The 22,617-nt window shown below is 57.8% G+C and carries 23 protein-coding genes; 11 read left to right on the forward strand and 12 right to left on the reverse strand.

Annotation, left to right across the window (positions count from 1 at the left end; all coding sequences use genetic code 11):
* Nucleotides 1–61 precede the first annotated feature (61 nt).
* Entirely contained in the window at nucleotides 62–655 is a 594-nt protein-coding gene (locus PU683_RS03900; protein WP_277170208.1) for a hypothetical protein, read from the forward strand.
* Between the two features lie 3 nt (nucleotides 656–658).
* On the opposite strand, the gene yczR is transcribed toward PU683_RS03900, so the two are convergent.
* On the reverse strand, nucleotides 659–2,080 hold the full coding sequence (gene yczR / locus PU683_RS03905) for a MocR-like transcription factor YczR (protein ID WP_277170209.1): 1,422 nt from the start codon (nucleotides 2,078–2,080) through the stop codon (nucleotides 659–661).
* An 84-nt stretch (nucleotides 2,081–2,164) separates the two neighbouring features.
* Between yczR and yczE the strand changes: the two genes are divergently transcribed.
* From yczE to PU683_RS03940, 7 genes are all read left to right on the forward strand, one after another.
* The gene (gene yczE, locus PU683_RS03910) at nucleotides 2,165–2,776 is read left to right on the forward strand and encodes a membrane protein YczE (protein ID WP_277170210.1); all 612 of its coding nucleotides are present in this window, start codon (nucleotides 2,165–2,167) and stop codon (nucleotides 2,774–2,776) included.
* Between the two features lie 87 nt (nucleotides 2,777–2,863).
* Complete coding sequence (locus tag PU683_RS03915) at nucleotides 2,864–3,409, forward strand: GNAT family N-acetyltransferase (protein ID WP_277170211.1); 546 nt, start codon at nucleotides 2,864–2,866, stop codon at nucleotides 3,407–3,409.
* Between the two features lie 235 nt (nucleotides 3,410–3,644).
* Nucleotides 3,645–3,896: a hypothetical protein gene (locus PU683_RS03920; RefSeq protein WP_277170213.1), complete on the forward strand. Its 252-nt coding sequence runs from the start codon at nucleotides 3,645–3,647 to the stop codon at nucleotides 3,894–3,896.
* Entirely contained in the window at nucleotides 3,893–4,111 is a 219-nt protein-coding gene (locus PU683_RS03925) for a hypothetical protein (protein ID WP_277170214.1), read from the forward strand. Before PU683_RS03920 ends, PU683_RS03925 begins: the two co-directional genes overlap by 4 nt.
* 214 nt (nucleotides 4,112–4,325) lie before the next feature.
* Entirely contained in the window at nucleotides 4,326–5,405 is a 1,080-nt protein-coding gene (locus PU683_RS03930; RefSeq protein ID WP_277170215.1) for a LacI family DNA-binding transcriptional regulator, read from the forward strand.
* Nucleotides 5,406–5,508: 103 nt separating this feature from the next.
* A complete protein-coding gene (locus PU683_RS03935) occupies nucleotides 5,509–8,580 on the forward strand; it encodes a beta-galactosidase (RefSeq protein ID WP_277170216.1) in 3,072 nt (1,023 codons plus the stop codon).
* A gap of 105 nt (nucleotides 8,581–8,685) precedes the next feature.
* Nucleotides 8,686–9,402, forward strand: a complete 717-nt coding sequence (locus PU683_RS03940; protein WP_277170217.1) for a GntR family transcriptional regulator — start codon at nucleotides 8,686–8,688, stop codon at nucleotides 9,400–9,402.
* A 1-nt stretch (nucleotide 9,403) separates the two neighbouring features.
* Here the strand turns inward: PU683_RS03940 and PU683_RS03945 are convergent, their stop codons facing one another.
* On the reverse strand, nucleotides 9,404–10,603 hold the full coding sequence (locus PU683_RS03945) for an enolase C-terminal domain-like protein (RefSeq protein WP_277170218.1): 1,200 nt from the start codon (nucleotides 10,601–10,603) through the stop codon (nucleotides 9,404–9,406).
* Between the two features lie 277 nt (nucleotides 10,604–10,880).
* On the opposite strand from PU683_RS03945, the gene PU683_RS03950 reads away from it, so the two are divergent.
* Nucleotides 10,881–12,251, forward strand: a complete 1,371-nt coding sequence (locus tag PU683_RS03950) for a PTS transporter subunit EIIC (protein ID WP_277170219.1) — start codon at nucleotides 10,881–10,883, stop codon at nucleotides 12,249–12,251.
* A 1-nt stretch (nucleotide 12,252) separates the two neighbouring features.
* On the opposite strand, the gene PU683_RS03955 is transcribed toward PU683_RS03950, so the two are convergent.
* From PU683_RS03955 to PU683_RS03970, 4 genes are read right to left on the reverse strand one after another with little or no spacing between them, the layout of a single operon-like run.
* The gene (locus tag PU683_RS03955; RefSeq protein WP_277170487.1) at nucleotides 12,253–12,912 is read right to left on the reverse strand and encodes a methionine ABC transporter permease; all 660 of its coding nucleotides are present in this window, start codon (nucleotides 12,910–12,912) and stop codon (nucleotides 12,253–12,255) included.
* Nucleotides 12,909–13,700 carry a methionine ABC transporter ATP-binding protein gene (locus PU683_RS03960; RefSeq protein ID WP_277170220.1) on the reverse strand — a complete coding sequence of 264 codons (792 nt, stop codon included), beginning with the start codon at nucleotides 13,698–13,700 and terminating at the stop codon, nucleotides 12,909–12,911. Before PU683_RS03960 ends, PU683_RS03955 begins: the two co-directional genes overlap by 4 nt.
* Entirely contained in the window at nucleotides 13,697–14,503 is an 807-nt protein-coding gene (locus PU683_RS03965) for a MetQ/NlpA family ABC transporter substrate-binding protein (protein WP_277170221.1), read from the reverse strand. The genes PU683_RS03960 and PU683_RS03965 overlap by 4 nt, the downstream gene beginning before the upstream one ends.
* A 22-nt stretch (nucleotides 14,504–14,525) precedes the next feature.
* Entirely contained in the window at nucleotides 14,526–15,554 is a 1,029-nt protein-coding gene (locus PU683_RS03970) for an isopenicillin N synthase family dioxygenase (protein WP_277170222.1), read from the reverse strand.
* Between the two features lie 261 nt (nucleotides 15,555–15,815).
* Here PU683_RS03970 and PU683_RS03975 point away from each other — a divergent pair, with 261 nt between their 5' ends.
* Together PU683_RS03975 and ykgO are read left to right on the forward strand one after the other, a co-directional pair.
* On the forward strand, nucleotides 15,816–16,076 hold the full coding sequence (locus PU683_RS03975) for a type B 50S ribosomal protein L31 (protein WP_277170223.1): 261 nt from the start codon (nucleotides 15,816–15,818) through the stop codon (nucleotides 16,074–16,076).
* A gap of 3 nt (nucleotides 16,077–16,079) precedes the next feature.
* Nucleotides 16,080–16,220, forward strand: coding sequence for a type B 50S ribosomal protein L36 (gene ykgO / locus PU683_RS03980; RefSeq protein WP_023478279.1), 141 nt, complete (start codon nucleotides 16,080–16,082; stop codon nucleotides 16,218–16,220).
* Here ykgO and PU683_RS03985 read toward each other — a convergent pair.
* From PU683_RS03985 to acrB, 6 genes are all read right to left on the reverse strand, one after another.
* Complete coding sequence (locus tag PU683_RS03985; RefSeq protein WP_277170224.1) at nucleotides 16,217–16,918, reverse strand: GNAT family N-acetyltransferase; 702 nt, start codon at nucleotides 16,916–16,918, stop codon at nucleotides 16,217–16,219. The genes ykgO and PU683_RS03985 overlap by 4 nt on opposite strands.
* Nucleotides 16,919–17,049: 131 nt before the next feature.
* Entirely contained in the window at nucleotides 17,050–17,553 is a 504-nt protein-coding gene (locus PU683_RS03990; protein ID WP_277170225.1) for a YlaC family protein, read from the reverse strand.
* Nucleotides 17,554–17,653: 100 nt separating this feature from the next.
* Nucleotides 17,654–18,223, reverse strand: coding sequence for a maltose O-acetyltransferase (maa, locus tag PU683_RS03995; protein ID WP_277170226.1), 570 nt, complete (start codon nucleotides 18,221–18,223; stop codon nucleotides 17,654–17,656).
* Nucleotides 18,224–18,298: 75 nt separating this feature from the next.
* On the reverse strand, nucleotides 18,299–18,517 hold the full coding sequence (locus PU683_RS04000; protein WP_023478287.1) for an HHA domain-containing protein: 219 nt from the start codon (nucleotides 18,515–18,517) through the stop codon (nucleotides 18,299–18,301).
* Between the two features lie 23 nt (nucleotides 18,518–18,540).
* A complete protein-coding gene (tomB, locus tag PU683_RS04005) occupies nucleotides 18,541–18,915 on the reverse strand; it encodes an Hha toxicity modulator TomB (protein ID WP_277170227.1) in 375 nt (124 codons plus the stop codon).
* Between the two features lie 530 nt (nucleotides 18,916–19,445).
* Nucleotides 19,446–22,595 carry a multidrug efflux RND transporter permease subunit AcrB gene (gene acrB / locus PU683_RS04010; RefSeq protein WP_277170228.1) on the reverse strand — a complete coding sequence of 1,050 codons (3,150 nt, stop codon included), beginning with the start codon at nucleotides 22,593–22,595 and terminating at the stop codon, nucleotides 19,446–19,448.
* Nucleotides 22,596–22,617 lie beyond the last annotated feature (22 nt).

Below are 22,617 nucleotides of genomic sequence, written 5' to 3' on the forward strand. Positions count from 1 at the left end.
GATATCGGTAGCGTCTCAATGGCGTGTAGAATCGCTGCACTTATCGCCCTGAGGTTCCACTATGCGCAATTCTCTGAGTTTATTGGCTCTGCTTGTTTCCACGTCCGGCATGGCTGCCACGCTGCACTCCGGCATTTATGAAGAGCTACAGCTTGCGGTCTCGCCGCAGGGCAAGATCACCGGTTACTACAGCGAAACGCTAGGTGTTGGCGTGACGCGAACCTGCGCCTTTGCGCTGGCGGGGGAGGTGTCGGCAAAAGGCGATGCGAAGATTGCCTCCTGGTCTTCTGAGGTTCTGCCAGGGCATCTGGTCGCGACAGCCGATGGCCTGACGCTCACCGTACCCGGCGGACAGTCTCATGACGGCTGCGTCAATGCCATGCTGCCGCTGATTAATGACGGGCTGGCATTAGGTAAAACCCGCGACACGGCCTGGCAGTCGATGGCGCAGGTGCGCGCCGAACGGCTCTACTTCTATCGCCAGCCTGAGGAGACGACGCGGCGAAAAGCGTGGATTGTGCAGGATGATGTCGTCGGCGTGCTGCAAACTAAGGGGGAGTGGACGCAGGTCGAGTATCTCAGCGACGAAGGCAAAAGCACCACCGGCTGGGTGAAAAGCGCGGCGCTCGCCCCGCTGACCCCGCCCCACGCCTGATACTTACACCACGCTACGCTTAAACGATGGCGCCGCCGGATTGAGCGCCTGCCACAACGGTTTTATACGCAGCAGCGCATCCTCCAGCACCGCGGACTCCAGCGCGAAGGGGAGGCGCAGATAGCGCTCAAACGCGCCGTCGAGGCCGAAACGCGTCCCGGCACCGAGATGAATGCCCTCGGTTTCGGCGCGTGCGGCAAAGGCCGTCGCCAGCCGGTCGGGCAGCTCAACCCAGTAAGACAACCCGCCCTCCGGCGGCTGAAAATGCCACGCGGGAAAGAGTTCGGTCATGAGCTCGCCGCAGCGGTCGCGGCGCGTTTGCAGCATCGCCCTGCGCGCGGGCAGAAAAGCGCTTTCGTTCGCCATCAGCCACTGTGTCGCCAGCTGTTCCAGCAGCGGTGAGCCAAGCTCCAGCGAGTCGCGCGTCTGCGCCAGGTGGGCGATGGTACGCGCAGAGGCGCGAACCCACCCCAGCCGCAATCCGCCCCAGAAGGTTTTTCCCGCCGAGCCAAGCGTAATCACTGTGTCGTGCTTATCAAACGCGGCGAGCGGCGGCGGCGGCGCGTTTTCATACCAGAGATCGACCATCGTCTCATCCACCACCAGCGTGGTGCGCGTGCGGGCGGCAATGGCGGCGATCGCTTCCCGCGTTGCGCTCTCCATGCAGCGCCCGGTCGGATTGTGATAATCGGGCATCAGGTAGGCAAGGCGTGGCGCGGTCTGCGCCAGCGTGGCGGCAAAACCGTCGGTGTCCCAGCCGCGCTGCGGCAGCGAGACGCCAACCGGCCGGCATGACGCCCCCTGAATGGCGGCAATCGCCAGCGGGTAGGTGGGGTGATCGACCACCACACGATCGCCTGGCCCGGTCAGCATGCGCAACACCAGCGCCAGCCCGCTGAGCGCACCGTTCACTACCATCACTTCATCAGCCTGGGTCGGTAAACCGCGCGCAGTGTAGCGTGCGGCAATCGCTTCACGCAGCGCCAGGACGCCGAGCTGACCATACCCGGTGCGCGAAAGATAGGGGGTTATCGCCGTTAAGGCGTGGCTGTAAGCCTGGTGAATTTCCGGCCCGGCGCTGAGGGCGGCAGTTGAGAGATCGAGCGCCGCGCCGGCGGTGCTGCGCGTCGGTATTGCGCGGTTATCGGGCAGGATCACCCGCGAACCGCTGCCGTGGCGGCTCTCCAGATAGCCCTCTTCGCGCAGGTGCGCCAGCGCGCTGGCAATTGTGGTGCGGCTCACCGAGAGCGTGGTCGCCAGCTCGCGTTCGCCGGGCAGACGGGTATCCAGCGCCAGCCTTCCGTCGAGGATCAGCAGGCGTAGCGCATCGGCAAGCTGACGCCAGAGCGGGGTACGGGAGGGGGATTGCTGCCAGTGGCCTAACAGGCGCAGCAACGACTGGCTACCAAAGCGACGGGATGACATAAGCAGTCCACTATCTGAAAACTGGACATTAATCATAAGTCCATTTCCGGGGAAGATGGAAGCCTGTCCAAACGGAGAAGATCTATGCTGCGTCGATTACTGCAACTCTATTTCGGCTTATCCCTTTACGGCCTCTCTACCGCCATGTTTGTGCGCGCCGATCTCGGTGCCGACCCGTGGAATGTTTTTCACCTTGGCGTGGCGAAACTGCTGTCGCTGGATATCGGCACGGTGATGATCGCCACCGGTGCGCTGGTGCTGTTGCTGTGGATCCCGCTGCGCCAGCGCCCGGGGCTTGGCACTATCAGCAATGTGGTGGTGTTAGGGCTGGCGGCCGACGCCGCGCTCTCTCTCATTCCGACGCTGAGTGACATACTGCCCCGCAGTGGGTTGTTGGCGGGTGCCATCGTGGTGAATGCTATCGCCACCGCGATGTATATCGGTGCCGGGTTTGGTTCCGGCCCGCGCGACGGGCTGATGACCGGCGTGCATGCGCGCACCGGCTGGTCGGTGCGCAGCATCCGTACCGTGATTGAGCTGTCGGTGCTGCTGATTGGCTGGCTGCTTGGCGGCACACTTGGCGTCGGCACGGTGCTCTATGCGCTTACTATCGGCCCGCTGATCCAGATCTGCCTGCCCTGGTTTCGCGCGGCACCGCGCCCCCTCCCCGCCGCAGAGATAAAACCGGCCGCATAGCCATTTCTGTCAGGTTTACAGAGCGGCGAAGTTACGGGATGCTGAGTTATCACAGGCCGACGCTTTCGGCCTGAAGGGAGAGAGCCTATGACCACACCCGTGCTGGAGACCGCAAGATTACGCCTGTTACCGCTGGAATCTGCCGATGCTGAACAGATCCAGCGCATTTTTCCGCGCTGGGAGATCGTGCGTTACCTGATTGCCAGCGTGCCGTGGCCCTACCCGGAGGGTGCCGCGCAGCACTATGTCGACAATGTCGCGCTGGCGGCGAGCCGCGCCGGTGAAGGCTGGTTCTGGACACTGCGGCGTAAAGAGGATGAGCGCGAGTTAATGGGCGTTATCTGCCTGATGAACACCCCGGATAACAACCGTGGTTTCTGGCTGGCGCCGGAGTGGCAAGGGCAGGGTTATATGCGCGAAGCGTGCCACGCAGTGACAGACTACTGGTTCAATGGCCTGAACCGTGAGGTGCTGCGCGCGCCGAAAGCGGTGGCCAACGAGCGGTCGAGAAAGATCTCGCACAGCAGCGGTATGCAACTGGTTCGTCGTCAAACAGGGCACTATGTGGCAGGTGAATTAGAGACGGAGTTGTGGGAGATCACCCGCGACGTGTGGAACCGCCTGCATAGCTGATCTCGGCTCCGACAGCCCAGCCGGGCTGTCAATTATCTACTTCTTCTAAGTACTTTCTCATTCATAAATTAAATTGTCATAATACTGACATATTAATTTAATATTTATGTCATCTTTCTCGGGCAAATTATTTATGGGGTATTTCGTCTTGTTATATTCCTGAAATATATTTGTGGATCGATTATCTAACTTCGTGTATTAATTGGCGTGTTTATTCACACCAGAAGGGATAATCATGACCAGTGCTGTTTTAAACGTAAAAATTGATGAAGCGTTAAAAGAGAAACTTCGCCATTACGCCGAAGTCAACAATGAGAATTTAGGTTCGGCGACGCAAAAGCTTCTCCTGCTGGCGTTTGAGGCAGTGGAAGAGGAGAGCGTCTCGGAGGAAGAGGTTGATAGCCAGCACACGGAAGAAGAGAGCGCAACGCCACTTACAGCCAAAGAAATCAAAGCACTACGCAAACTTCTGAAGAAGAGAAAATGAACCAACAACTGCTTTCCATCGCCCACAACTACCGTGAAGCGTGCGAGATGCTACGCTCGGGGTTCGTCAAACAAGTTCGTCTCGACTGGAATATTGGCACAGATGAGTTTTTTCGCATTGCATCGGACTGGTGTGACGCTGGCGCCAAAATTAAAAAAGAAGGGAATAGCTTTATTATTTCACTGAAAGGATTTCCCATCCCTCGCCAGCAGTAACACACTTGTCATGAAACCATCATTTTAATTGCAAATAAAAGTGTGATGATGGTTAAAATAATAAGAGCAACCATCTCAATAAAACATTAAGGATGATGTTTACGGCGAGCCGTTTGTGGCTCGTCGTTATTTCTTTTGGCTTCGTGCAACCATGCACAGGCAACGCGCGATGAAGCAGGTATACTGCATAACATTCGCAGTGGCCCGGAAGCTTATGAAAACCATCACCCTCTATGATGTCGCCCGCCATGCCGGCGTCTCTTACCAGACCGTCTCCCGCGTGATCAATGATGCCGCGCATGTCTCTGCGCGTACCCGTGAAAAGGTGCAGGCGGCGATGGCGGCGTTGCACTACGTGCCCAATCGCGGCGCGCAGCAGCTGGCGGGCAAACGCAGCAAAACCCTTGGCTTGCTGACCACCGATCTGGCGCTGCATGCGCCGTCGCAAGTTGCCTCGGCGGTCAAGAGCCGCGCCGGACAGGCGGGTGCCAGCGTGATGATTTCAATGGTTGAACAGCACGATGCGAAAAGCTGTGCGGCGGCGCTGCAGGAGCTGCTGGCACAACGGGTTGAAGGGGTATTGATTAACGTCCCCCTCGATGATGCGCTGGCGCAGCAGCTGGCGGCACAGGCTGCCCCGGTGCCGGTGCTGTTTCTCGATGTCAGCGACACGGCGTCGGTCAATAGCCTGGTGTTTGACGCCCTTCAGGGGGCGCGCCTTGGCGTTGAGCACCTGCGCGCATTGGGTCATCAGCGCATTGCGCTGCTTGGCGGGCCGGAAAGCTCGGTCTCGGCGCGCGCACGGTTCAGCGGCTGGCTGGCGGCGCTGGAGGAAGCAGAGCTGGCTCCCTTCGCCTGCGCGCACGGGGAGTGGAGCGCGGCCTCCGGGTTTGAGAAGGCACAGCGCTTACTGGCCGGGCCGCAGCTGCCGCAGGCGGTGCTGGTGGCAAACGATCAGATGGCGCTTGGCGTACTGCGCGCCTGTGCGGCGAAAGGCATCGCCGTGCCTGATCAGATTTCGGTAGTCGGGTATGACGATACCGATGACAGCGCCTGGTTTTCGCCGCCGCTCACCACCGTGCGTCAGGCCTTCAAAGAGGCGGGAGCGCGCAGCGTGGAGTGGCTGCTGGATAGCCAGGCGCAGGGCGAAGGGCTTTACCAGATGCGCCTGCCGGTCCATCTGGTCGAGCGCCACTCCAGCGCGCCGATCTCGCTGACGGCAGAGAGCGGCGAAGCGCTGGCCCGGCGTCTGCAACAGCTGGCGGAGCAGGTGGCTTTACTCGATCGCCGCTAAGCTTTTGTGATCCTCTTCGCTTTCAGCCGATCTGCGCCTTTACCTGTAGCCCGGTTTGCGCCATTGTGCTGAAAATTGTGAGCGCTTCGCAAAAGAGGTTGTTATGCCATCTTCACTTGCTTCATTACTCTCCCGTCGCGACTGGGAAAACCCGGTTGTCACCCAATGGCATCGCCTGGCGGCCCATGCCCCGATGCGCAGCTGGCGCGATGAAACGGCCGCCCGGGATGAAGCGGACTCGCCAGCTTACCGCCCGCTAAACGGTCAGTGGCGGTTTAGCTTTTTTGCCTCACCGGAAGCGGTACCGGAGAGCTGGCTGGAGCAGGATTGCGCCGATGCCGTGGCGATGCCGGTGCCCTCCAACTGGCAGATGCAGGGCTTCGATACGCCGATCTATACCAATGTGACCTACCCGATCCCCGTTAACCCGCCGTTCGTTCCGCAGCAGAACCCAACCGGTTGTTACTCGCTCACATTTGAGATGGCGGCGGAGGCTATCGCCCAGGGGCAGACGCGGGTTGTGTTTGATGGGGTGAACGCTGCTTTCCATCTCTGGTGCAACGGGCAGTGGGTTGGTTATTCGCAGGATAGCCGCCTGCCGGCGGAGTTCGATCTCAGCGCGCTGCTGCGCGCAGGCGAGAACCGACTGGCGGTGATGGTGCTGCGCTGGTGCGACGGCAGCTATCTCGAAGATCAGGATATGTGGCGCATGAGCGGCATCTTCCGCGACGTCTCGCTGCAACATAAACCGGCGCTGCACATTGCCGATTTCCACTACACCACCGCGCTCAACGCCGAGTTTACCCGCGCTACGTTACAGTTGACGGTTGAACTGGCCGGGGAGTTTGCCGGATCGCGCGTGACGGCGGTGCTGTGGCGCGAGGGCGAAACGATCGCCTCAGGCGTACAGACGCCCGGCAGCGCGGTGGTCGATGAGCGCGGAAACTGGGCGGAGCGCCTGAGCCTGACGCTGCCGGTCGCGTCGCCGCTACTCTGGAGCGCGGAAACACCAAACCTCTATCGCCTGACGCTGACGCTTTATGATGCGCAGGGCAATTGCGTGGAGGTCGAAGCCTGTGATGTCGGTTTCCGCCATGTTGAGATCCAGCAAGGGTTATTAAAACTCAACGGTCAGCCGCTGCTGATCCGCGGCGTGAACCGCCACGAGCACCATCCGGAGCAGGGTCAGGCGGTCGATGAAGCGACCATGCGGCGCGATATCGAGCTGATGAAGCAGCACAACTTTAACGCCGTGCGCTGCTCCCATTACCCCAACCACCCGCTCTGGTATCGCCTCTGCGATCGCTACGGTCTCTATGTGGTGGATGAGGCCAATATCGAAACGCACGGTATGGTGCCGATGAGCCGCCTGGCGGACGATCCGCGCTGGCTGCCGGCGATGAGCGAACGCGTGACGCGCATGGTGCAGCGCGACCGCAACCATCCGTCGATCATCATCTGGTCACTGGGCAATGAGTCCGGGCATGGCGCGAACCACGATGCACTTTACCGCTGGCTGAAGAGCACCGATCCAACGCGCCCGGTGCAGTACGAGGGGGGCGGGGCGAATACAGCGGCGACGGATATCATCTGCCCGATGTACGCCCGCGTCGACCTCGATCAGCCCTTCCCGGCCGTGCCCAAATGGTCACTCAAAAAGTGGATTGGCCTGCCGGGTGAGACCCGGCCGCTGATCCTCTGTGAATACGCGCATGCGATGGGCAACAGCTTTGGCGGTTTCGCCAAATACTGGCAGGCCTTTCGCGCCGCGCCGCGTCTGCAGGGCGGCTTTGTCTGGGACTGGGTTGACCAGGCGCTGACAAAAATGGATGCGGACGGGCAGCCTTTCTGGGCCTACGGCGGTGATTTTGGCGATACGCCGAACGACCGGCAGTTCTGCATGAACGGGCTGGTTTTCCCGGATCGCACTCCGCATCCGGCGCTGTTTGAGGCGCAGCGCGCGCAGCAGTTTTTCCAGTTCTCTCTGCTCAGCGCTTCACCGCTGACTATTGCAGTCACCAGCGAATACCTCTTCCGCACCAGTGATAACGAAGTGGTGCGCTGGCGCGTCGAGCGTGATGGCGAGGTGCTGGCTCAGGGTGAAAGCGCGCTGGTCATTGCGCCGCAGGGCACGGTGCAGATGACTCTGGACCTGCCGGAGATTGCCGCCGCGCCGGGCGAAGTGTGGCTCAATGTCGAGGTCTACCAGCGCGAGGCGACGGCGTGGTCTGAGGCCTGGCATCGCTGCGCCTGGGATCAGTGGCGCTTGCCTGCACCGCTCTACGTTGCGTTGCCTGAAGCGCAAGGGGAGCGCCCGACGCTGCAAGCAAATGATGAAACCTTCACCGTGATCCGGGGTAACCAGCGCTGGGCCTTCTGCCGCCGACGCGGGGATCTGGTGCAGTGGTGGCGCGACGGACAGGAGACGCTGCTGACGCCGGTGACCGACTGCTTTGCCCGCGCGCCGCTCGATAACGATATCGGCGTCAGTGAAGTGACGCGCATCGATCCCAATGCCTGGGTGGAGCGCTGGAAAGCGGCAGGGATGTACGATCTGCACGCCGAACTGCTTCTCTGCGACGCGCAGGAGAGTGCGCAGGAAGTGACGCTGCGTACGGTGCACCGCTGGATCGGTGCCGGGAAAAGCGCCTTCATCAGCGAGAAAAGCTGGCGTATCGACACCACTGGCGGCTTGCAGGCTGATATTACGGTACAGGTGGCAAACGATATTCCACCGCCGGCGCGCATTGGGCTGGTGTGCCAGCTTGTCGAGCGTCCGGCAGAGGTGAGCTGGCTCGGCCTTGGCCCCCATGAAAACTACCCTGACCGCAAACTCGCAGCGTGCCAGGGGCGCTGGACGCAGCCGCTGGCGGCGCTGCATACGCCCTATATCTTCCCCGGCGAGAATGGCCTGCGCTGCGACACCCGCATGCTGCAGTGTGGCGCGCATCAGCTGGAGGGGCAGTTCCACTTTTCCCTCGGCTGCTACAGCGATACCCAGCTGCGGGAGACGACGCACCACCATCTGCTACGGGAAGAGGCGGGCTGCTGGCTGCACCTCGACGCCTTCCATATGGGCGTCGGCGGGGATGACTCCTGGAGCCCGAGCGTCTCGCCGGAGTTTATTTTGCAGGAGGAGCGGGTGCGTTACCGCCTGCGCTGGCAGCAGGCATAGACGCCGGTTTCGCGCCGGGCATGTTGTTCCCACAAGACATCGGGTATCTTTAGCCCTCTGAGGATATAAGATGCGCCGGTGGCGGTTCGCGTTGGGAAGGGGTGGATGAAGAAAAAAGAGTTCGTCACGCAGGATCTGCTCAGCAAAATTTACCAGAACAGCGCGCCAGGCCCGCGCAAACTCCCCCCGGAGCGGCAGCTGGCGCAGGAGTATGGCGTGTCGCGCTTTACCATCCGCCAGGCGCTGGAGAAGCTTGCCAGCATTGGCGTGGTGCGCATTGTGCAGGGCTCCGGCATCTGGATTAATGAACAGGCGCGCAACAATCCGCTGGTCTACAACTCGATCACCGAGAAGCGTTTCGATCAGATCCGCTTTCGCATGATAAGCCTGCATAAGAAGCGGCCGAACCGTGATGAGCAGCAGATCTTTGACCTCGATGATGAGAGCTTTATCTGGCAGTTTTGCCGCCTGCGCTTTGTCGATGAACAGGCGGTGCAGATTGAGATTTCACGCATGCCGGTCGAGGGGTTTGCCGATCTCAATCAGCAGGTGATTGAGCGCTCATTGCAACAGTATGTATTAAGCAAGGGGTATCAAATCTCCCATTTGCTCACCACCTACCGGGCGGTGAACGTCAGCCGCGAACAGGCCGCGCTGCTCGGCTGTAAAAAGGGCAGCCCGGCGATGCATATCAGCAACCGCGGCATTCTTGAGGGCGGCCAGGTCTACGAAATCAGCGACATTATCGATATCAACTACAGCTGTACCTATGTCATCCCGCATAACCGCGAAAACCTGACCTTCCGCCAGGGCGGCGGCTGAGTTACGGCGTGTGCAGGGTGCCGTCGGTGAGGCGGCTCTGCGTCCACTCATGCGGACGATAGATGCCGGGCCAGGCGCGCGCCTGCTCTTCATTAAACCCGACGCCGATACCCGCTTTCTCCGGCGCGTAGACAAAGCCTGCGTTTACCTGCGGCGCGCCGGGGAAGACCGCATCCGTGGCGGCGGAGCGCGGAATGTACTCCTGAATCGCGGCGTTATGCAGATGGATATTGAGATGGGTATTGACCGCCACGGCGATGGGGGTCATATCGCCCGGACCGTGCCAGGCCAGGCGTACGCCGAAAGCCTGACAGAGCACCGCCAGCTTCAGCGCCGGGGTGATGCCGCCAAGCTGCGAAATATGGCAGCGGATAAAGTCGATACGGCGGTTCACAATCAGATCGTGCCACTCCGCCGGGTTGTTAAACAGCTCGCCCATCGCCAGCGGCGCGCTGCTATGCTGGCGCACCTGATCGAGCCAGCCGCTCTGCGCTGGCGGCAAAATATCTTCAATAAAATAGGGCTGCCAGGGTTCAAGCTGCTTCGCCAGCTGCACCGCCTGCTGCGGGAAGAGGCGCTCATGCACATCATGCAGGATATGCAGGCTGTCACCATACTTCTCGCGCAGCGCTTTAAACATGGCAACCGTGTTGCGCATATACTCCTGCTGGTCGAAATAGGCACCCGGCGTCGGGTTTTCCGGCGTTTGCAGCTGTGAAGGCGTACCGCCGTAAAAACCGAGCTGGCAGCGCACATGGCGATAGCCCTGCGCGATAAGGTTATCGACCGAGGCGAAGAGTTCGTCGAGGGTTTCGCCGCTGGCGTGGCTGTAGGCGGCGATAGCATCGCGGGACTTTCCGCCTAACAGCTGATAGAGCGGCATTCCGGCCAGCTGACCTTTAATATCCCACAGCGCCATATCAACGCCGGAGATGGCGTTGTTGAGGATCGGGCCATTACGCCAGTAGGCGTTAACGGTCATCATCTGCCACAGATCTTCAATGTTATTGGCGTCACGCCCAGTCAGCAGCGGCTTCAGGTACTCATCCACCACCGTTTTGACCGCCAGCGGGCGCTGCTGAAAGGTCGCGCAGCCGTGGCCGATGACACCTTTATCGGTTGTCACCCGCACCACGACCAGGTTATGCCTGTCGGGGCGGGTAATAAAACAGTCGATACTCTGGATAAGCGTTGGCGTCACGGGAACTCCTTTACAGCGAAATATAAGCGGGGAATGGCCACTATCTTCACCTTAATTTCGCCGTGAGGTAAACGCTTTTTTCGAATAAATATTTTGGTCAGCTTTCACCGTTAAATGGAATTAAAAACCAGACCAATTTGCGCTTTGTTGCCTCAACGAGTGCTCCTGTATGGCAAATTGTGACGAGTTTCATATTTTATTGGTTTGTTTTGCTTCTGGCATTTCTCTACCCTTGGTAGCAATCACTAAAACAACAACACATCCGGCAGGAGTTTTTATGGGCACGCAAGAAGCCATCATCAATATTATTCGCCTGGTGGGCGGGCGGGATAATATTCACAACGTCTGGCACTGCATGACGCGCCTGCGTTTCTCGCTGGTGGATGACAATAAAGTGGAGCAGGCAGAGATTAAAAAAGTGCCCGGCGTGCTGGGCGCGCAGCTGCAAAGCGACCAGTTCCAGATTGTGATTGGTCCGCAGGTCAACAGCTGGTACGAGCAACTTCTCGCCGCGCTGGGCGACGCGCCGGCAGCGCCGGCCGCGAAAGAGAAGGGGCGCAAAAGCCTGGTGTCACTGTTTATGGATACGGTCTCCGGCGTGTTTGGGCCGATTGTGCCCGCCATTGCCGGTGCAGGGATGATCAAAGGGCTGCTGGCCGGGCTGATTGCCCTCAACGTCATCTCGGCGAAAAGCGATACGGTGATCGTCATCGATCTGATTGCCAGCGGCGTCTTCTACTTCCTGCCCTTTTTCCTTGCGGTATCAGCGGCAAAAATATTCAAGACCAATGAATATCTGGCGGCAGCAATCGCGGCCTGCCTGATGTACCCCTCGCTTATCGAGGCGGCAAAAGCGCTGGCGGCGCATCAGGAGGAGGCGGTCAGCGCCTTCTGGCTGCTTAACGCCGTCCCGGTCTCCGTCTTTAACTACTCGGCAAGCGTGATCCCGGTGATCTTCTCGGTGCTGGCGCTCAGCTATATCCATCGCTGGGTGGACAGCATTATGCCGGAGGTGCTGAAAACCGTCTTTACGCCAACGTTGACGCTGTTCCTCGGCGCGCTGGCGGCGCTGGTGGTGATTGGCCCCATCGGCATCTGGCTGGGTAAAGGGCTGGCGCTGTTTATTGAAGGGCTATTCAGCATTTCGGCCAGCTTCGCCGGTCTGGTGGTGGGCGCGATTCGCCCGGTGGCGATCCTCACCGGCATGCACCACGCCATGACGCCGATTGCGCTGCAAAACTTCAGCGATCGCGGCTATGACATGCTGATGCCGATGATGTTTATGGCCAATATGGCGATTGCTGGTTCAACTTTTGCCATCTGGCGCTTGAGTAAAGATCGCCAGGAGAAGAGTGTCAGCTTATCGGCGGCTATTTCGGCGCTGCTCGGCATCACCGAACCGGCGCTGTTTGGTGTCTTAACGCGCTACAAAAAAGCGTTTATCGCCGCCACCGTCGCCAGCTCGCTGGCCTCGGCGTTTATCGCCTTCTTCGGCGTGCGGCTCTATGGCTATATTTTGTCGAGCATCTTCAGCCTGCCGGCCTACATTGGCCCCTACTTTATCTTTGCGCTCTCAGGCGTGGCGATTGCGCTGGTGCTCTCCTTTGCGCTCACCACGCTGCTGCTGGCGAAAGAGGCGCAAAAATAGCTTAACGTCGGTGCGCCAGGCGGCGCACCAGCCTCTCTCCTGCCATCTGCACACCCTGCACCAGCACCACCAGCATCACCACGGTCCCGACCATCACCTGATCGTTAAAGCGTTGATAACCGTAGCGGATAGCGAGATCGCCCAGCCCGCCGCCGCCAATCACTCCGGCCATCGACGAGAAACCGATCAGCATCACTACCGTCAGCGTAATGCTCGCCAGCAGCGAGGGCAGGGCTTCGGGTAGCAGCGCTTTGCCAATCACATGCCACAGGTTGCCGCCCATCGAGAGGATCGCTTCAATACGGCCATACTCCACCTCATCAAGGGCGTTTTCCGTTAAGCGCGCAAAGAAGGGAAAGGCACCGATGGTGATCGGCACAATCGCCGCCGTACTGCCCAGCGTGGTGCCGATCAACAGACGGGTGAAGGGGATGAGTGCAATCAGCAGCACAATAAAGGGCAGCGAGCGGCCAACATTGATGATGCTACCAAGTATGGCATTCAGCGTCGGCATCGGTGCCAGGCCATTGCGGCGCGAGATAAATAGCAGCACGCCAAGCGGCAGGCCAATCAGCACGGTAAAGAGCGCTGACAGCCCGACCATATAGAGTGTCTCCAGCATGCCGTTCGCCAGCAGCGGCCAGAGTTCGTCCCAGCTCATGCCACCACGCATAAGGGCCTCCCGTTAAACCCGTGGCGGGCGAGAAACGCCTGCTCGCTTTGCGGATCGTGTAACAGTGACTGGCGCAGTGTTGACCGCGGCGTCATCAGCAAATCGGCGATTTTCCCGTGCTCAATCAGCTCGCCATCCTCCAGCAGCGCCGCGTGATCGCAGAGGGTTTTCACCACCTCCAGCTCATGGGTGATCAGCACAATGGTCAGATTCAGCTTCTGGTTGATATCCGCCAGCAGCGACAGCACCGAGGCGGTGGTGTGCGGATCGAGGGCGCTGGTCGCTTCATCGCACAGCAGCATCTGCGGCCGGGTGGCCAGCGCGCGGGCGATGCCGACACGCTGCTTCTGCCCGCCGGAAAGCTGCGAGGGGTAAGCGTGCGCTTTATCGCTTAATCCCACCAGCCACAGCAGCTCGTCAATGCGTGCCCGGCGCTGTGCTTTCGGCACGCCTGCAATCTCCAGCGGCACGGCGATGTTTTGCGCCACCGTGCGCGCATGAAGAAGGTTGAAGTGCTGGAAAATCATGCCGGTACGCAGGCGGTACGCGCGCAACCCGGTGTGATCAAGCCGGGTAATGTCGCAGCCGTCGACGATAATGCGGCCCGCCGTGGGCCGCTCCAGCAGATTAAGGCAGCGGATCAGCGTGCTTTTTCCCGCGCCGCTGCGCCCAAGGATGCCGTAGATCGCCCCTTTTGGGATCTTCAGCGAGAGATCCTTTAATGCCGGTCGGCCTGTTCCGGCATAAATTTTACTCAGCCCTTCGATGGCAATCATGACTGCGGCGCGACCGGGATCACTGAGCCGTGATAGCGCTTGCGAATAAAGTCAGCCACCTGCGGTGAAGTGAGATCTTTAGCCAGCGCCTTGATACGCGGATCGTTAGCAAGCTGCGGGGTAGTGACCAGAATATTGGCGTAGGGGTTATGCTCTGCCCGCTCCAGCCCCAGCGCATCTTTCGCCGGCGTTAAACCCGCTTCCAGCGCATAGTTGCCGTTGATCACTGCCAAATCGACATCATCCAGCGAGCGCGGGATCTGCGGTGATTCGATCTCGAGGATCTTCAGGTGCTTCGGGTTGTCGGCAATATCTTTTGCCGTCGCCTGGGTGGTAGCCGGATCGCTAAATTTAGCGTCGAGTTTTATCAGCCCCTGGCTTTGCAGTAGAAACAGCGCGCGGCTGAGGTTGGTGGGGTTGTTGGGCACGGCGACGGTGGCGTTATCCGGCAACGAGGTAAAGTTTTTGTATTTGCGCGAGTAGATGCCCAGCGGCTCGATATGTACCGTCGCCGCCACGGCAAACGGCTTGCCCAGCACCTTCTCCTGATCTTTCAGGTAGGGCAGGTGCTGGAAGTAGTTGGCGTCGACGTCACCGTTTGCCAGTAGCTCGTTGGCATTGGCCCCGTTGCTCAGCTCCACCACCTGCAGATCGAGTTGCGGATCGAGGGTTTTAATGTAGGTGAGGATCTCGGCGTGCGGTACCGGGTCGGCGGCGACACGTAACGGGGCGGCCTGCGCGCCGGCGTTTGCGAGGAGGAGAGACAGCGCGGCACCTGCCAGCGTCAATGCGACATATTTCATGGTGTTTTCCTTGTAGTTAGCGTCAGGCAATCAGCTGCTCTGTGCGGCTACGCAGCATATCGCGGTAGTAACGTTCCGCCACGTCCGGGTGGGATCGCAGGCGGCCTTTCAGGTAGTTCCAGCCCACATCACGCAGCAGCGGGTTGAGTGGATCGCTCTCCGGGCCGTGCGCTTCCTTTGCCAGATGAGGGGGAAGGGTGTAGAGCGGCACATTGGCTTCCAGTTGCGCGCCGAGGAAAAAGGCGATGGAGAGCCGCTCCCGATCCGCTGGCGGGGAAACCACCCGGTGCACCGTGGCGCGCAGATAGCCGTTAGTGGCCAGCTCCAGCAGTTCGCCGATATTGACCACGAAGCTGCCAGCTAGCGGCGCGGCATCGATCCAGCGATCGGGCGCAACCTCCACCTGTAACCCTTTTTGCTCATCCTGCAGCAGGAAGCTGAGGAAACCAGAATCTTTATGCGCCCCGACGCCCTGCGCGCTCTGCGTGGCGTGCTGGCCCGGATAGCGGATCAGTTTGATGTGCTCGTTGGGCTTGTTGCCATAGAGTGCATCGAACGCATCGGCGGGAAGTTGCAGCGCTTCGGCAAAGGCGCGCAGCAAGCGCAGCGCCATCGCTGTCATGGCACGCTGCCAGTCGAGCAGGGCGGGCTTCAGCGTTGGTAAGGCCTCCGGCCACAAGTTTGGCCCCTGCAGGCGTCGCCAGCGCGGATCGCTGTCGCTCAGTAACAGCGCCGGGCGCTCGGCACCTATGTCGAACTGTTCACGCCAGTCCGGCTGGCCGCGGGTGATCTCCGATGCGGCGCGGTTATAGCCGCGAAAGTGGGGAGAGTGGATCATCGCCACCTGCTCTTTTTGCGCCTCTGTGAGGGTAAAAAAGCGGCGGGCTTCGCGCTGAACGGCACTCTGTAACGCGTCGTCAACGCCGTGGTTGATCAGATAGAAAAAGCCGATGTCGCGCGCGGCGTGGCGCAGGTCGGCGAGGAAAGCGTCGCGTTCAGCGCTGCTGGCGTAACGGGCAAGATCGAGAACCGGTAAGGTGGCTGCGTTCACTGTTTTCTCCGCAAAAAGTCGATAAAGAGGGATGTGTCAGATTCGTGATTGGGCGGCAACAACAACGCATGATCTTCTCCTGTGAGCGGGTTTTACTCAGCTTGCCTCAGGCGGGAAAAATGAACCAATAACCTTCTTTTCTAATTTATGACCGTGCAGGATCATGTGCTTTTGCGAAAAACGCATAACGCGCACTGCTTGAAATGGCGACACATCTCCGTTAGACTTTTGTTATGTTATAACAAAACAGATGAGTGAATTATGCGACCCGATATCCATCCCCATTACCGCACCGTGGTGTTTCACGACACCAGCGCGAACGAATACTTCAAAGTGGGTTCAACGATCCGAACGGATCGCGAAATTGAACTGGAAGGAGTGACCTATCCCTATGTCACGATTGAGGTCTCGTCTGCGTCGCACCCTTACTACACCGGCAAGCAGAAAGTGATCTCCAACGAGGGCAGCGCGGCGCGATTCCAGCAGCGCTATGGCCGTTTTTTTAACGATAAGAAGGCGTAAAGCATGCAGGTACTCAACTCATTACGCAGCGCAAAGCAACGCCACCCTGACTGCCAGATTGTCCGGCGCAAGGGGCGTATCTATGTGATTTGTAAATCGAACCCGCGCTTTAAAGCTGTGCAGGGCAAGAAGAAGAGACGTTAAGCGCGAAGTGAAGCCAGCGAAGCGCGCTGCTTGCCGTCGGCGGTAAAGTTATCGGCGGCAAGCCAGCGCTGCAGCGCCTCGTCTACGGTGGGCCATTCACTATCAATAATGGAAAACCAGTCTGTATCGCGGTTACGCCCTTTACGCACCATCGCCTGGCGAAAGCGCCCCTCAAACTGAAAACCTAACCGCAGCGCCGCCTGGCGCGACGGTTCATTCAGACTATGGCACTTCCACTCATAGCGGCGATAGCCGAGCGTGCTGAAGGCGTAACGCATTAAGAGCCAGTGGGCTTCCGTCGATGCGGGCGTGCGGCTCAGCAGCGGCGAAAAGTGCACGTGTCCCACCTCCATTACCCCATTCTCGATATCAATGCGCATCAGCGCCAGGCTGCCGACCGGTTTGCCCGTGCGCAGATCGATTACTGCAAAATGGAGAGGATCGCGCTGCGTACAGCTGCTCTCGACCCAGTGACGATACTCCGCCTCGTTCTGTTCCGGTTCGCGGGTGAGCCATGTCCAGCTTCGGTTATCCGCTGCCTGCCGGTGCGCCTGAAACAGGGCGGAAGCATGATCGACGGTGAGTGGTTCGAGGCGGCAGAAACGGCCTGCAAAAGTGAGACGTTGTGGGAAAGGGCGGGGCTGCCAGTCGGGCAGGGCCTCGCCGACAGGTTGTTGATATTGGTTGAGCTGGCTCATCGTTTCTCCTTGAGAAGGCGGATGGTGGTCGTTTTTTATCACAACACAAATCGCCCAGGAGAGATATTCCTGAAAAAGAGGGAGGAGGGGAGAATAGCGTGCCGCGCTGTTACGCGCGGCAGCATGCGTGCTTAACCGGCAGAGTGCTGAGCCACAGATGCGGTGTGTTGCGCCGACGCCGGACGGGTGAGGGTGTAAATGTCATAAAAGGAGAGCTCGCCCTTACGCGTAATCATCTTCTCTAACTGTGCTTTGTCATCAGCGCTGACTTTCGGCGACTGCTGGATGGCTTCGATCAGGCTTTGCGGCACAAAGCGCGTATTGTACCACTCGCCGTTGTAGCAGACGCGGAAGTCGAGCACGTCGATATCTTCAAAGCGGTAGCGCGGGTAAACATCAAAGAAGAAGAAACCGTTCAGGACGATGAAAAGCACCACCAGCAGCCAGACGGAGCCGATAAGGGTGTCGGACAGCAGCATCACCGCCAGAGTGGCAAAGAAGGCGATATACATCCCGATAAACAGACCCGGATGGTTGCGAATAAAACTGATGCTGAAGCGCGGTCGGTTGTCCCGTTTCTCGCGCTGGTTGATCTCTTCAATCGTTTCGGTGAGCAGCCGCTGTATTTCTGTCATCTTGGGCCTTTATTGATACTGATTTGCAGGTGGACACGCTATTTTAAGTTGCCGTCCAGTGTGAAAAAAGTAACAGTTTTGCCACAAAAAAAGATAACAGTTACTGTACGGTTGCTTCAGCCAGATGTTTGATGATCCGCGCAGGGTTGCCGCCGACCACCACATTGGCAGGCACATCTTTGACCACAACCGCACCGGAAGCAATCACGGCGTTATCGCCGATGGTGACGCCCGGATTAATCACCGCCCGCCCGCCAATCCACACGTTGTGACCGATGTTAACGGGCTTACCATATTCCACGCCGCTGTTTCGCTCGACAGCATCGAGCGGGTGCGTTGCGGTATATATATGCACGCCCGGGGCCAGCATGCAGTTGTCGCCAATATGAATCGGGCAGACATCCAGCATTACGCAGTCGAAATTAGCGTAAAAGCTTTCGCCGAGGAAAATATTGTAACCGTAGTCGCAGCGGAAAGTGGGTTCGATATAGGCCCCTTCGCTCTGCCCCAACAGCTCGGCAAGAATCGCTTTACGCTCTGCTTTTTCATCCGGACTGGAGTGATTGTAACGATGCAGCAGCTGCCGCGCGCGCAGCCGATCGGCACGCAGAGTGTCGTCGCCCGCCCGATAGGGGAGACCGGCGATCATTTTCTGTTTTTCATCATTCATTTTTTAGAGTGTACCTGGTACGGAGGTTGAACGATTGACTGTGGCAGAAATAACATCTCTTAACATTGAGAAGAATTAGCGAACAAATTTCCATACCGATGAGGGGATTTTGTCATAGAGCTTATTCATCGTCAGCTCGGCCAGACGATGATCGGCTGCTGAATAAAACACCGTAAGCTCATCATCGGTGAGTTCGTATTTATTTTTTTCGATAACGCGTTCAAGCGTATCAATTGATTGGCAGCGCCTTAAACGCATCAAATAATCAATTTTTGTTAATGGTTTTTCGGACATGTCTTCACCTTAGTGTTGAAAAATTAACAAGAGTGACTCACTGGATTAGCCTTGCTTACATTGACGAAACTGCGAAACAGCTTGTTGCCTGTTTTACGCCATTTCTGTAAGTCGTGTGTATTAATACCGTAACTGCTGAACAACATAAACGTGTCATCAAGGTATTCGTCGATCAATTCAATCAGTTTATTATCTTCATCGTGCTTAATTTTATAATTCAGCGCGAACGTTGCGATATGCTCAATCAGCTCATTTAACTGCAGGTTGATGGCTGAAGTTGGATCGTTAACCCACCCATGATGGCTCTCTTCAAGATTGGCAATGCACTCTTGATGCAACGATTCGCACAGAAATTTAAGCTGCGCAATATCATGCCTTTTCGGCGAGTATTCGTCCATAACGCATCCCCTTCTGAGTGGTGATTTTTTTACTAACCAAAGGCTGATTCAGGATGGGAACTTCTGCTCTGACCAGAGACATATGCTGATTTATGTTCGTTGATATAACTATAAGCCACTATGAATAGGATTTCATTGAGCTATCACGAAAAATTACAAATAATGTTTTTTCCTGCGGAAAAAGCGGCACGGCAGAGAGAAAAGTTGCGATGCGAAACGGCTCATCAGGTTGAGTAAGCCACCGTACTGCCTTACATTTCATTAAGTTAGCATGGTACGGATTATTCTTCTAATAAGAATATTTTTCTGCCAGGATTTTTCTGACTTAAAGTAATATTAAGAGAATTTAAGATTATTACTGGAAAATATCGCGGCTTCGTAAATACACAGTGATTATATGCCTTAGGGCTAACCCATAAATTAATCAGATAAACAATAACGTGTTTAATGATCCGATGAGTTAGAGAGTACGACGATGAAAAATGAAAAAGGCCGCTATGCGCGGCCTTTTCTTATATCAGCAGAGAGGATCAGTGCTGTTCCACCTTGTGGCTGTGTTCAACATCATCGTTGCGGCGGCTGAAGCGGCGGCGAACCACCACAAAGAACACCGGAACAAAGAAGATAGCCAGCACGGTTGCGGTGATCATCCCGCCCATTACGCCAGTACCTACGGCGTTCTGCGCACCGGAGCCCGCACCGGAGCTGATAACCAGCGGCAGTACCCCAAGGATAAACGCCAGCGAGGTCATCAGAATCGGACGCAGACGCATACGCACCGCCTCAAGCGTCGCTTCAATCAGCCCTTTGCCCTCTTTATCCATCAGATCTTTGGCGAATTCGACGATAAGTATCGCGTTCTTCGCCGACAAGCCAATGGTTGTCAGCAGGCCCACCTGGAAGTAAACGTCGTTGCCAAGGCCGCGGAACGTCGCTGCGAGCAGGGCACCGATAACACCGAGCGGAACCACCAGCATGACCGAGAAGGGAATCGACCAGCTCTCATAGAGCGCCGCCAGACAGAGGAAGACGACGATCAGTGAGATAGCGTACAGCGCCGGTGCCTGGTTGCCGGAGAGGCGTTCCTGATAGGACATGCCGGTCCAGTCGAAACCGATACCGGTTGGCAATTTACTCGCCAGCTGCTCCATCATATCCATCGCTTCACCGGTACTGCGACCCGGTGCTGCCTGGCCCAACAGCTCCATTGACGGCAGACCGTTGTAACGCTCCAGACGCGGTGAACCATACTCCCAGTGCGTGGTTGAGAACGCGGAGAAGGGCACCATCTGACCGTCCGTCGCGCGGACATACCAGTTGCCGATATCACTTGGCAGCATGCGGTATTTCGCCTGCGACATGACGTAAACCTTCTTCACGCGACCGCGGTCGATAAAGTCGTTCACGTAGCTGCCGCCCCAGGCTGCACCCAGCGTGGTGTTGATGTCGCTAATCGACACGCCCAGCGCCTGCGCTTTTTCCTGATCGATATCGATCTTGAACTGCGGCGTATCTTCCAGGCCGTTCGGACGCACGCCCACCAGCAGATCCGGGTGTTGTGCAATCTCGCCAAACAGCTGGTTACGCGCCTGCGTTAACTTATCGTGACCGAGGTTGGCCTGGTCAATCAGCTGGAAGTCGAAGCCGGTCGCGGTACCAAGTTCAACAATCGCCGGCAGGTTAAAGGCGAAGACCATCGCATCTTTAATCTGCGAGAAGTGCGCGCTGGCACGACCTGCAATCGCCGGAACTTTGTTCTCGTCACCCGCACGCTCATCCCAGTTCTTCAGCGAGACGAACGCCAGACCGGTGTTCTGCCCGCGGCCCGAGAAGCCGAAGCCGTTAACGGTAAAGACTGAGTTAACGTTGGCTTTCTCATTCTCCAGGTAATATTTCGTCACTTCGTCCAGCACCTTCTGCGTACGCTCTTGCGTCGCGCCGGCAGGCAGCTGGGCCATGGTCAGAAACACGCCCTGGTCTTCGTCAGGCAGGAACGAACTCGGCAGACGGACAAACAGCACCGCCATGCCCGCAACAATAACGATATAGAGCAGCAGATAACGACCGGTGCTGCGCAGGATATTGCCCACGCTGTCGGTGTAGTGGTGCGTGCTCTTATCGAACATGCGGTTAAACCAGCCGAAGAAGCCTTTCTTATGCTCGCCGTGATCGCCTTTGGCGACCGGTTTCAGCATGGTGGCGCAGAGCGCTGGCGTCAGGATCAACGCCACAATGACCGACAGCACCATCGCAGAAACAATGGTAATGGAGAACTGACGATAGATTGCGCCGGTAGAGCCGCCGAAGAACGCCATCGGGATAAATACCGCTGACAGCACCAGCGCAATACCCACCAGTGCGCCCTGTATCTGATCCATCGAACGCCGGGTCGCCTCTTTTGGCGGCAGCCCCTCTTCCATCATGACACGTTCGACGTTCTCCACCACCACGATGGCGTCATCCACCAACAGGCCTATCGCCAGCACCATACCAAACATGGTGAGGGTATTTATCGAGTAGCCGAAGGCGTTAAGGATCGCGAAGGTACCCAATAGCACTACCGGCACTGCAATGGTCGGGATCAGCGTCGCACGGAAGTTCTGCAGGAACAGATACATCACCAGGAAGACCAGCACGATCGCTTCAACCAGCGTTTTTACCACTTCGTTAATCGAGATCTTAACGAACGGCGTGGTGTCGTACGGGTAAACCACTTTCAGACCGTGCGGGAAGAAGGGTTCGAGGCCGGAAATGGTGGCGCGGACCGCTTCTGCGGTATCCAGCGCGTTGGCACCGGTTGCCAGTTTGATACCCAGACCCGCCGCAGGTTGACCGTTGTAGCGTGCAACAACGTCATAGCTTTCGCCGCCCAGCTCAATCTTCGCCACGTCGCGCAGGCGAACCTGCGAACCATCGCTGTTCACTTTCAGCAGAATTTTGCCGAACTCTTCGGTCGAGGTCAGACGGGTCTGCGCGATGATCGAGGCGTTCAGCTGCTGCCCTTTCACCGGCGGCGTACCGCCCAACTGACCGGCCGCGACCTGGGCGTTCTGCGCTTTGATAGCCGCAATCACGTCCACTGGCGTCAGCTGGAAGTTATTGAGTTTGTTCGGATCCATCCAGATACGCATCGCATACTGCGCACCGAACAGCTGAACGTCACCCACGCCGGTGGTACGGCTGACCGGATCTTTAATGGTCGCGCCCACGTAGTCGGCAATATCTTCCTGCGTCATGGAGCCGTCGGTACTGATCATACCGAGAACCATCAGGAAGCTGCTGGAAGATTTCTCAACGCTCACGCCCTGTTGCTGCACTTCCTGCGGCAGAAGCGGCATTGCCAGCTGCAGCTTGTTCTGCACCTGAACCTGCGCGATATCCGCATCGGTACCGGAATCGAAGGTGATGGTGATCTGGACCGTACCAGAGGAGTCACTGGTTGAGGACATGTAGAGCAGGTTATCGATACCGTTCATGTTCTGTTCGATAACCTGCGTTACGGTGTCCTGCACCGTTTTCGCATCAGCACCTGGGTAAGAAGCGGTGATCTGAACCGCAGGTGGCGCAATCGTTGGATACTGCGCCACCGGCAATTTGAGGATCGATAGCGCCCCCGCCAGCATGATGATAATCGCGATAACCCACGCAAATATGGGGCGATCGATAAAAAACTTAGCCATGTCTTAACGGCTCCTGTTTAAG

The sequence above is a fragment of the Candidatus Kosakonia sp. 282A-S69 genome (genome assembly GCF_029433855.1).
Classification (GTDB): Bacteria; Pseudomonadota; Gammaproteobacteria; order Enterobacterales; family Enterobacteriaceae; genus Kosakonia; species Kosakonia cowanii_A.

What these genes read in the sequence shown, in the direction of transcription:
- PU683_RS03940 (WP_277170217.1), top strand. Translation starts at nt 8,686, where the DNA reads ATGAAGAAAAAAGAGTTCGTCACGCAGGATCTGCTCAGCAAAATTTAC.
- PU683_RS04000 (WP_023478287.1), bottom strand. Translation starts at nt 18,517, where the DNA reads ATGTCCGAAAAACCATTAACAAAAATTGATTATTTGATGCGTTTAAGG.
- ykgO (WP_023478279.1), top strand. Translation starts at nt 16,080, where the DNA reads ATGCAGGTACTCAACTCATTACGCAGCGCAAAGCAACGCCACCCTGAC.
- tomB (WP_277170227.1), bottom strand. Translation starts at nt 18,915, where the DNA reads ATGGACGAATACTCGCCGAAAAGGCATGATATTGCGCAGCTTAAATTT.
- PU683_RS03915 (WP_277170211.1), top strand. Translation starts at nt 2,864, where the DNA reads ATGACCACACCCGTGCTGGAGACCGCAAGATTACGCCTGTTACCGCTG.
- PU683_RS03935 (WP_277170216.1), top strand. Translation starts at nt 5,509, where the DNA reads ATGCCATCTTCACTTGCTTCATTACTCTCCCGTCGCGACTGGGAAAAC.
- PU683_RS03990 (WP_277170225.1), bottom strand. Translation starts at nt 17,553, where the DNA reads ATGACAGAAATACAGCGGCTGCTCACCGAAACGATTGAAGAGATCAAC.
- maa (WP_277170226.1), bottom strand. Translation starts at nt 18,223, where the DNA reads ATGAATGATGAAAAACAGAAAATGATCGCCGGTCTCCCCTATCGGGCG.
- PU683_RS03975 (WP_277170223.1), top strand. Translation starts at nt 15,816, where the DNA reads ATGCGACCCGATATCCATCCCCATTACCGCACCGTGGTGTTTCACGAC.
- PU683_RS03930 (WP_277170215.1), top strand. Translation starts at nt 4,326, where the DNA reads ATGAAAACCATCACCCTCTATGATGTCGCCCGCCATGCCGGCGTCTCT.
- PU683_RS03965 (WP_277170221.1), bottom strand. Translation starts at nt 14,503, where the DNA reads ATGAAATATGTCGCATTGACGCTGGCAGGTGCCGCGCTGTCTCTCCTC.
- yczR (WP_277170209.1), bottom strand. Translation starts at nt 2,080, where the DNA reads ATGTCATCCCGTCGCTTTGGTAGCCAGTCGTTGCTGCGCCTGTTAGGC.
- acrB (WP_277170228.1), bottom strand. Translation starts at nt 22,595, where the DNA reads ATGGCTAAGTTTTTTATCGATCGCCCCATATTTGCGTGGGTTATCGCG.
- PU683_RS03900 (WP_277170208.1), top strand. Translation starts at nt 62, where the DNA reads ATGCGCAATTCTCTGAGTTTATTGGCTCTGCTTGTTTCCACGTCCGGC.
- PU683_RS03985 (WP_277170224.1), bottom strand. Translation starts at nt 16,918, where the DNA reads ATGAGCCAGCTCAACCAATATCAACAACCTGTCGGCGAGGCCCTGCCC.
- PU683_RS03920 (WP_277170213.1), top strand. Translation starts at nt 3,645, where the DNA reads ATGACCAGTGCTGTTTTAAACGTAAAAATTGATGAAGCGTTAAAAGAG.
- PU683_RS03955 (WP_277170487.1), bottom strand. Translation starts at nt 12,912, where the DNA reads ATGAGCTGGGACGAACTCTGGCCGCTGCTGGCGAACGGCATGCTGGAG.
- PU683_RS03960 (WP_277170220.1), bottom strand. Translation starts at nt 13,700, where the DNA reads ATGATTGCCATCGAAGGGCTGAGTAAAATTTATGCCGGAACAGGCCGA.
- yczE (WP_277170210.1), top strand. Translation starts at nt 2,165, where the DNA reads ATGCTGCGTCGATTACTGCAACTCTATTTCGGCTTATCCCTTTACGGC.
- PU683_RS03950 (WP_277170219.1), top strand. Translation starts at nt 10,881, where the DNA reads ATGGGCACGCAAGAAGCCATCATCAATATTATTCGCCTGGTGGGCGGG.
- PU683_RS03925 (WP_277170214.1), top strand. Translation starts at nt 3,893, where the DNA reads ATGAACCAACAACTGCTTTCCATCGCCCACAACTACCGTGAAGCGTGC.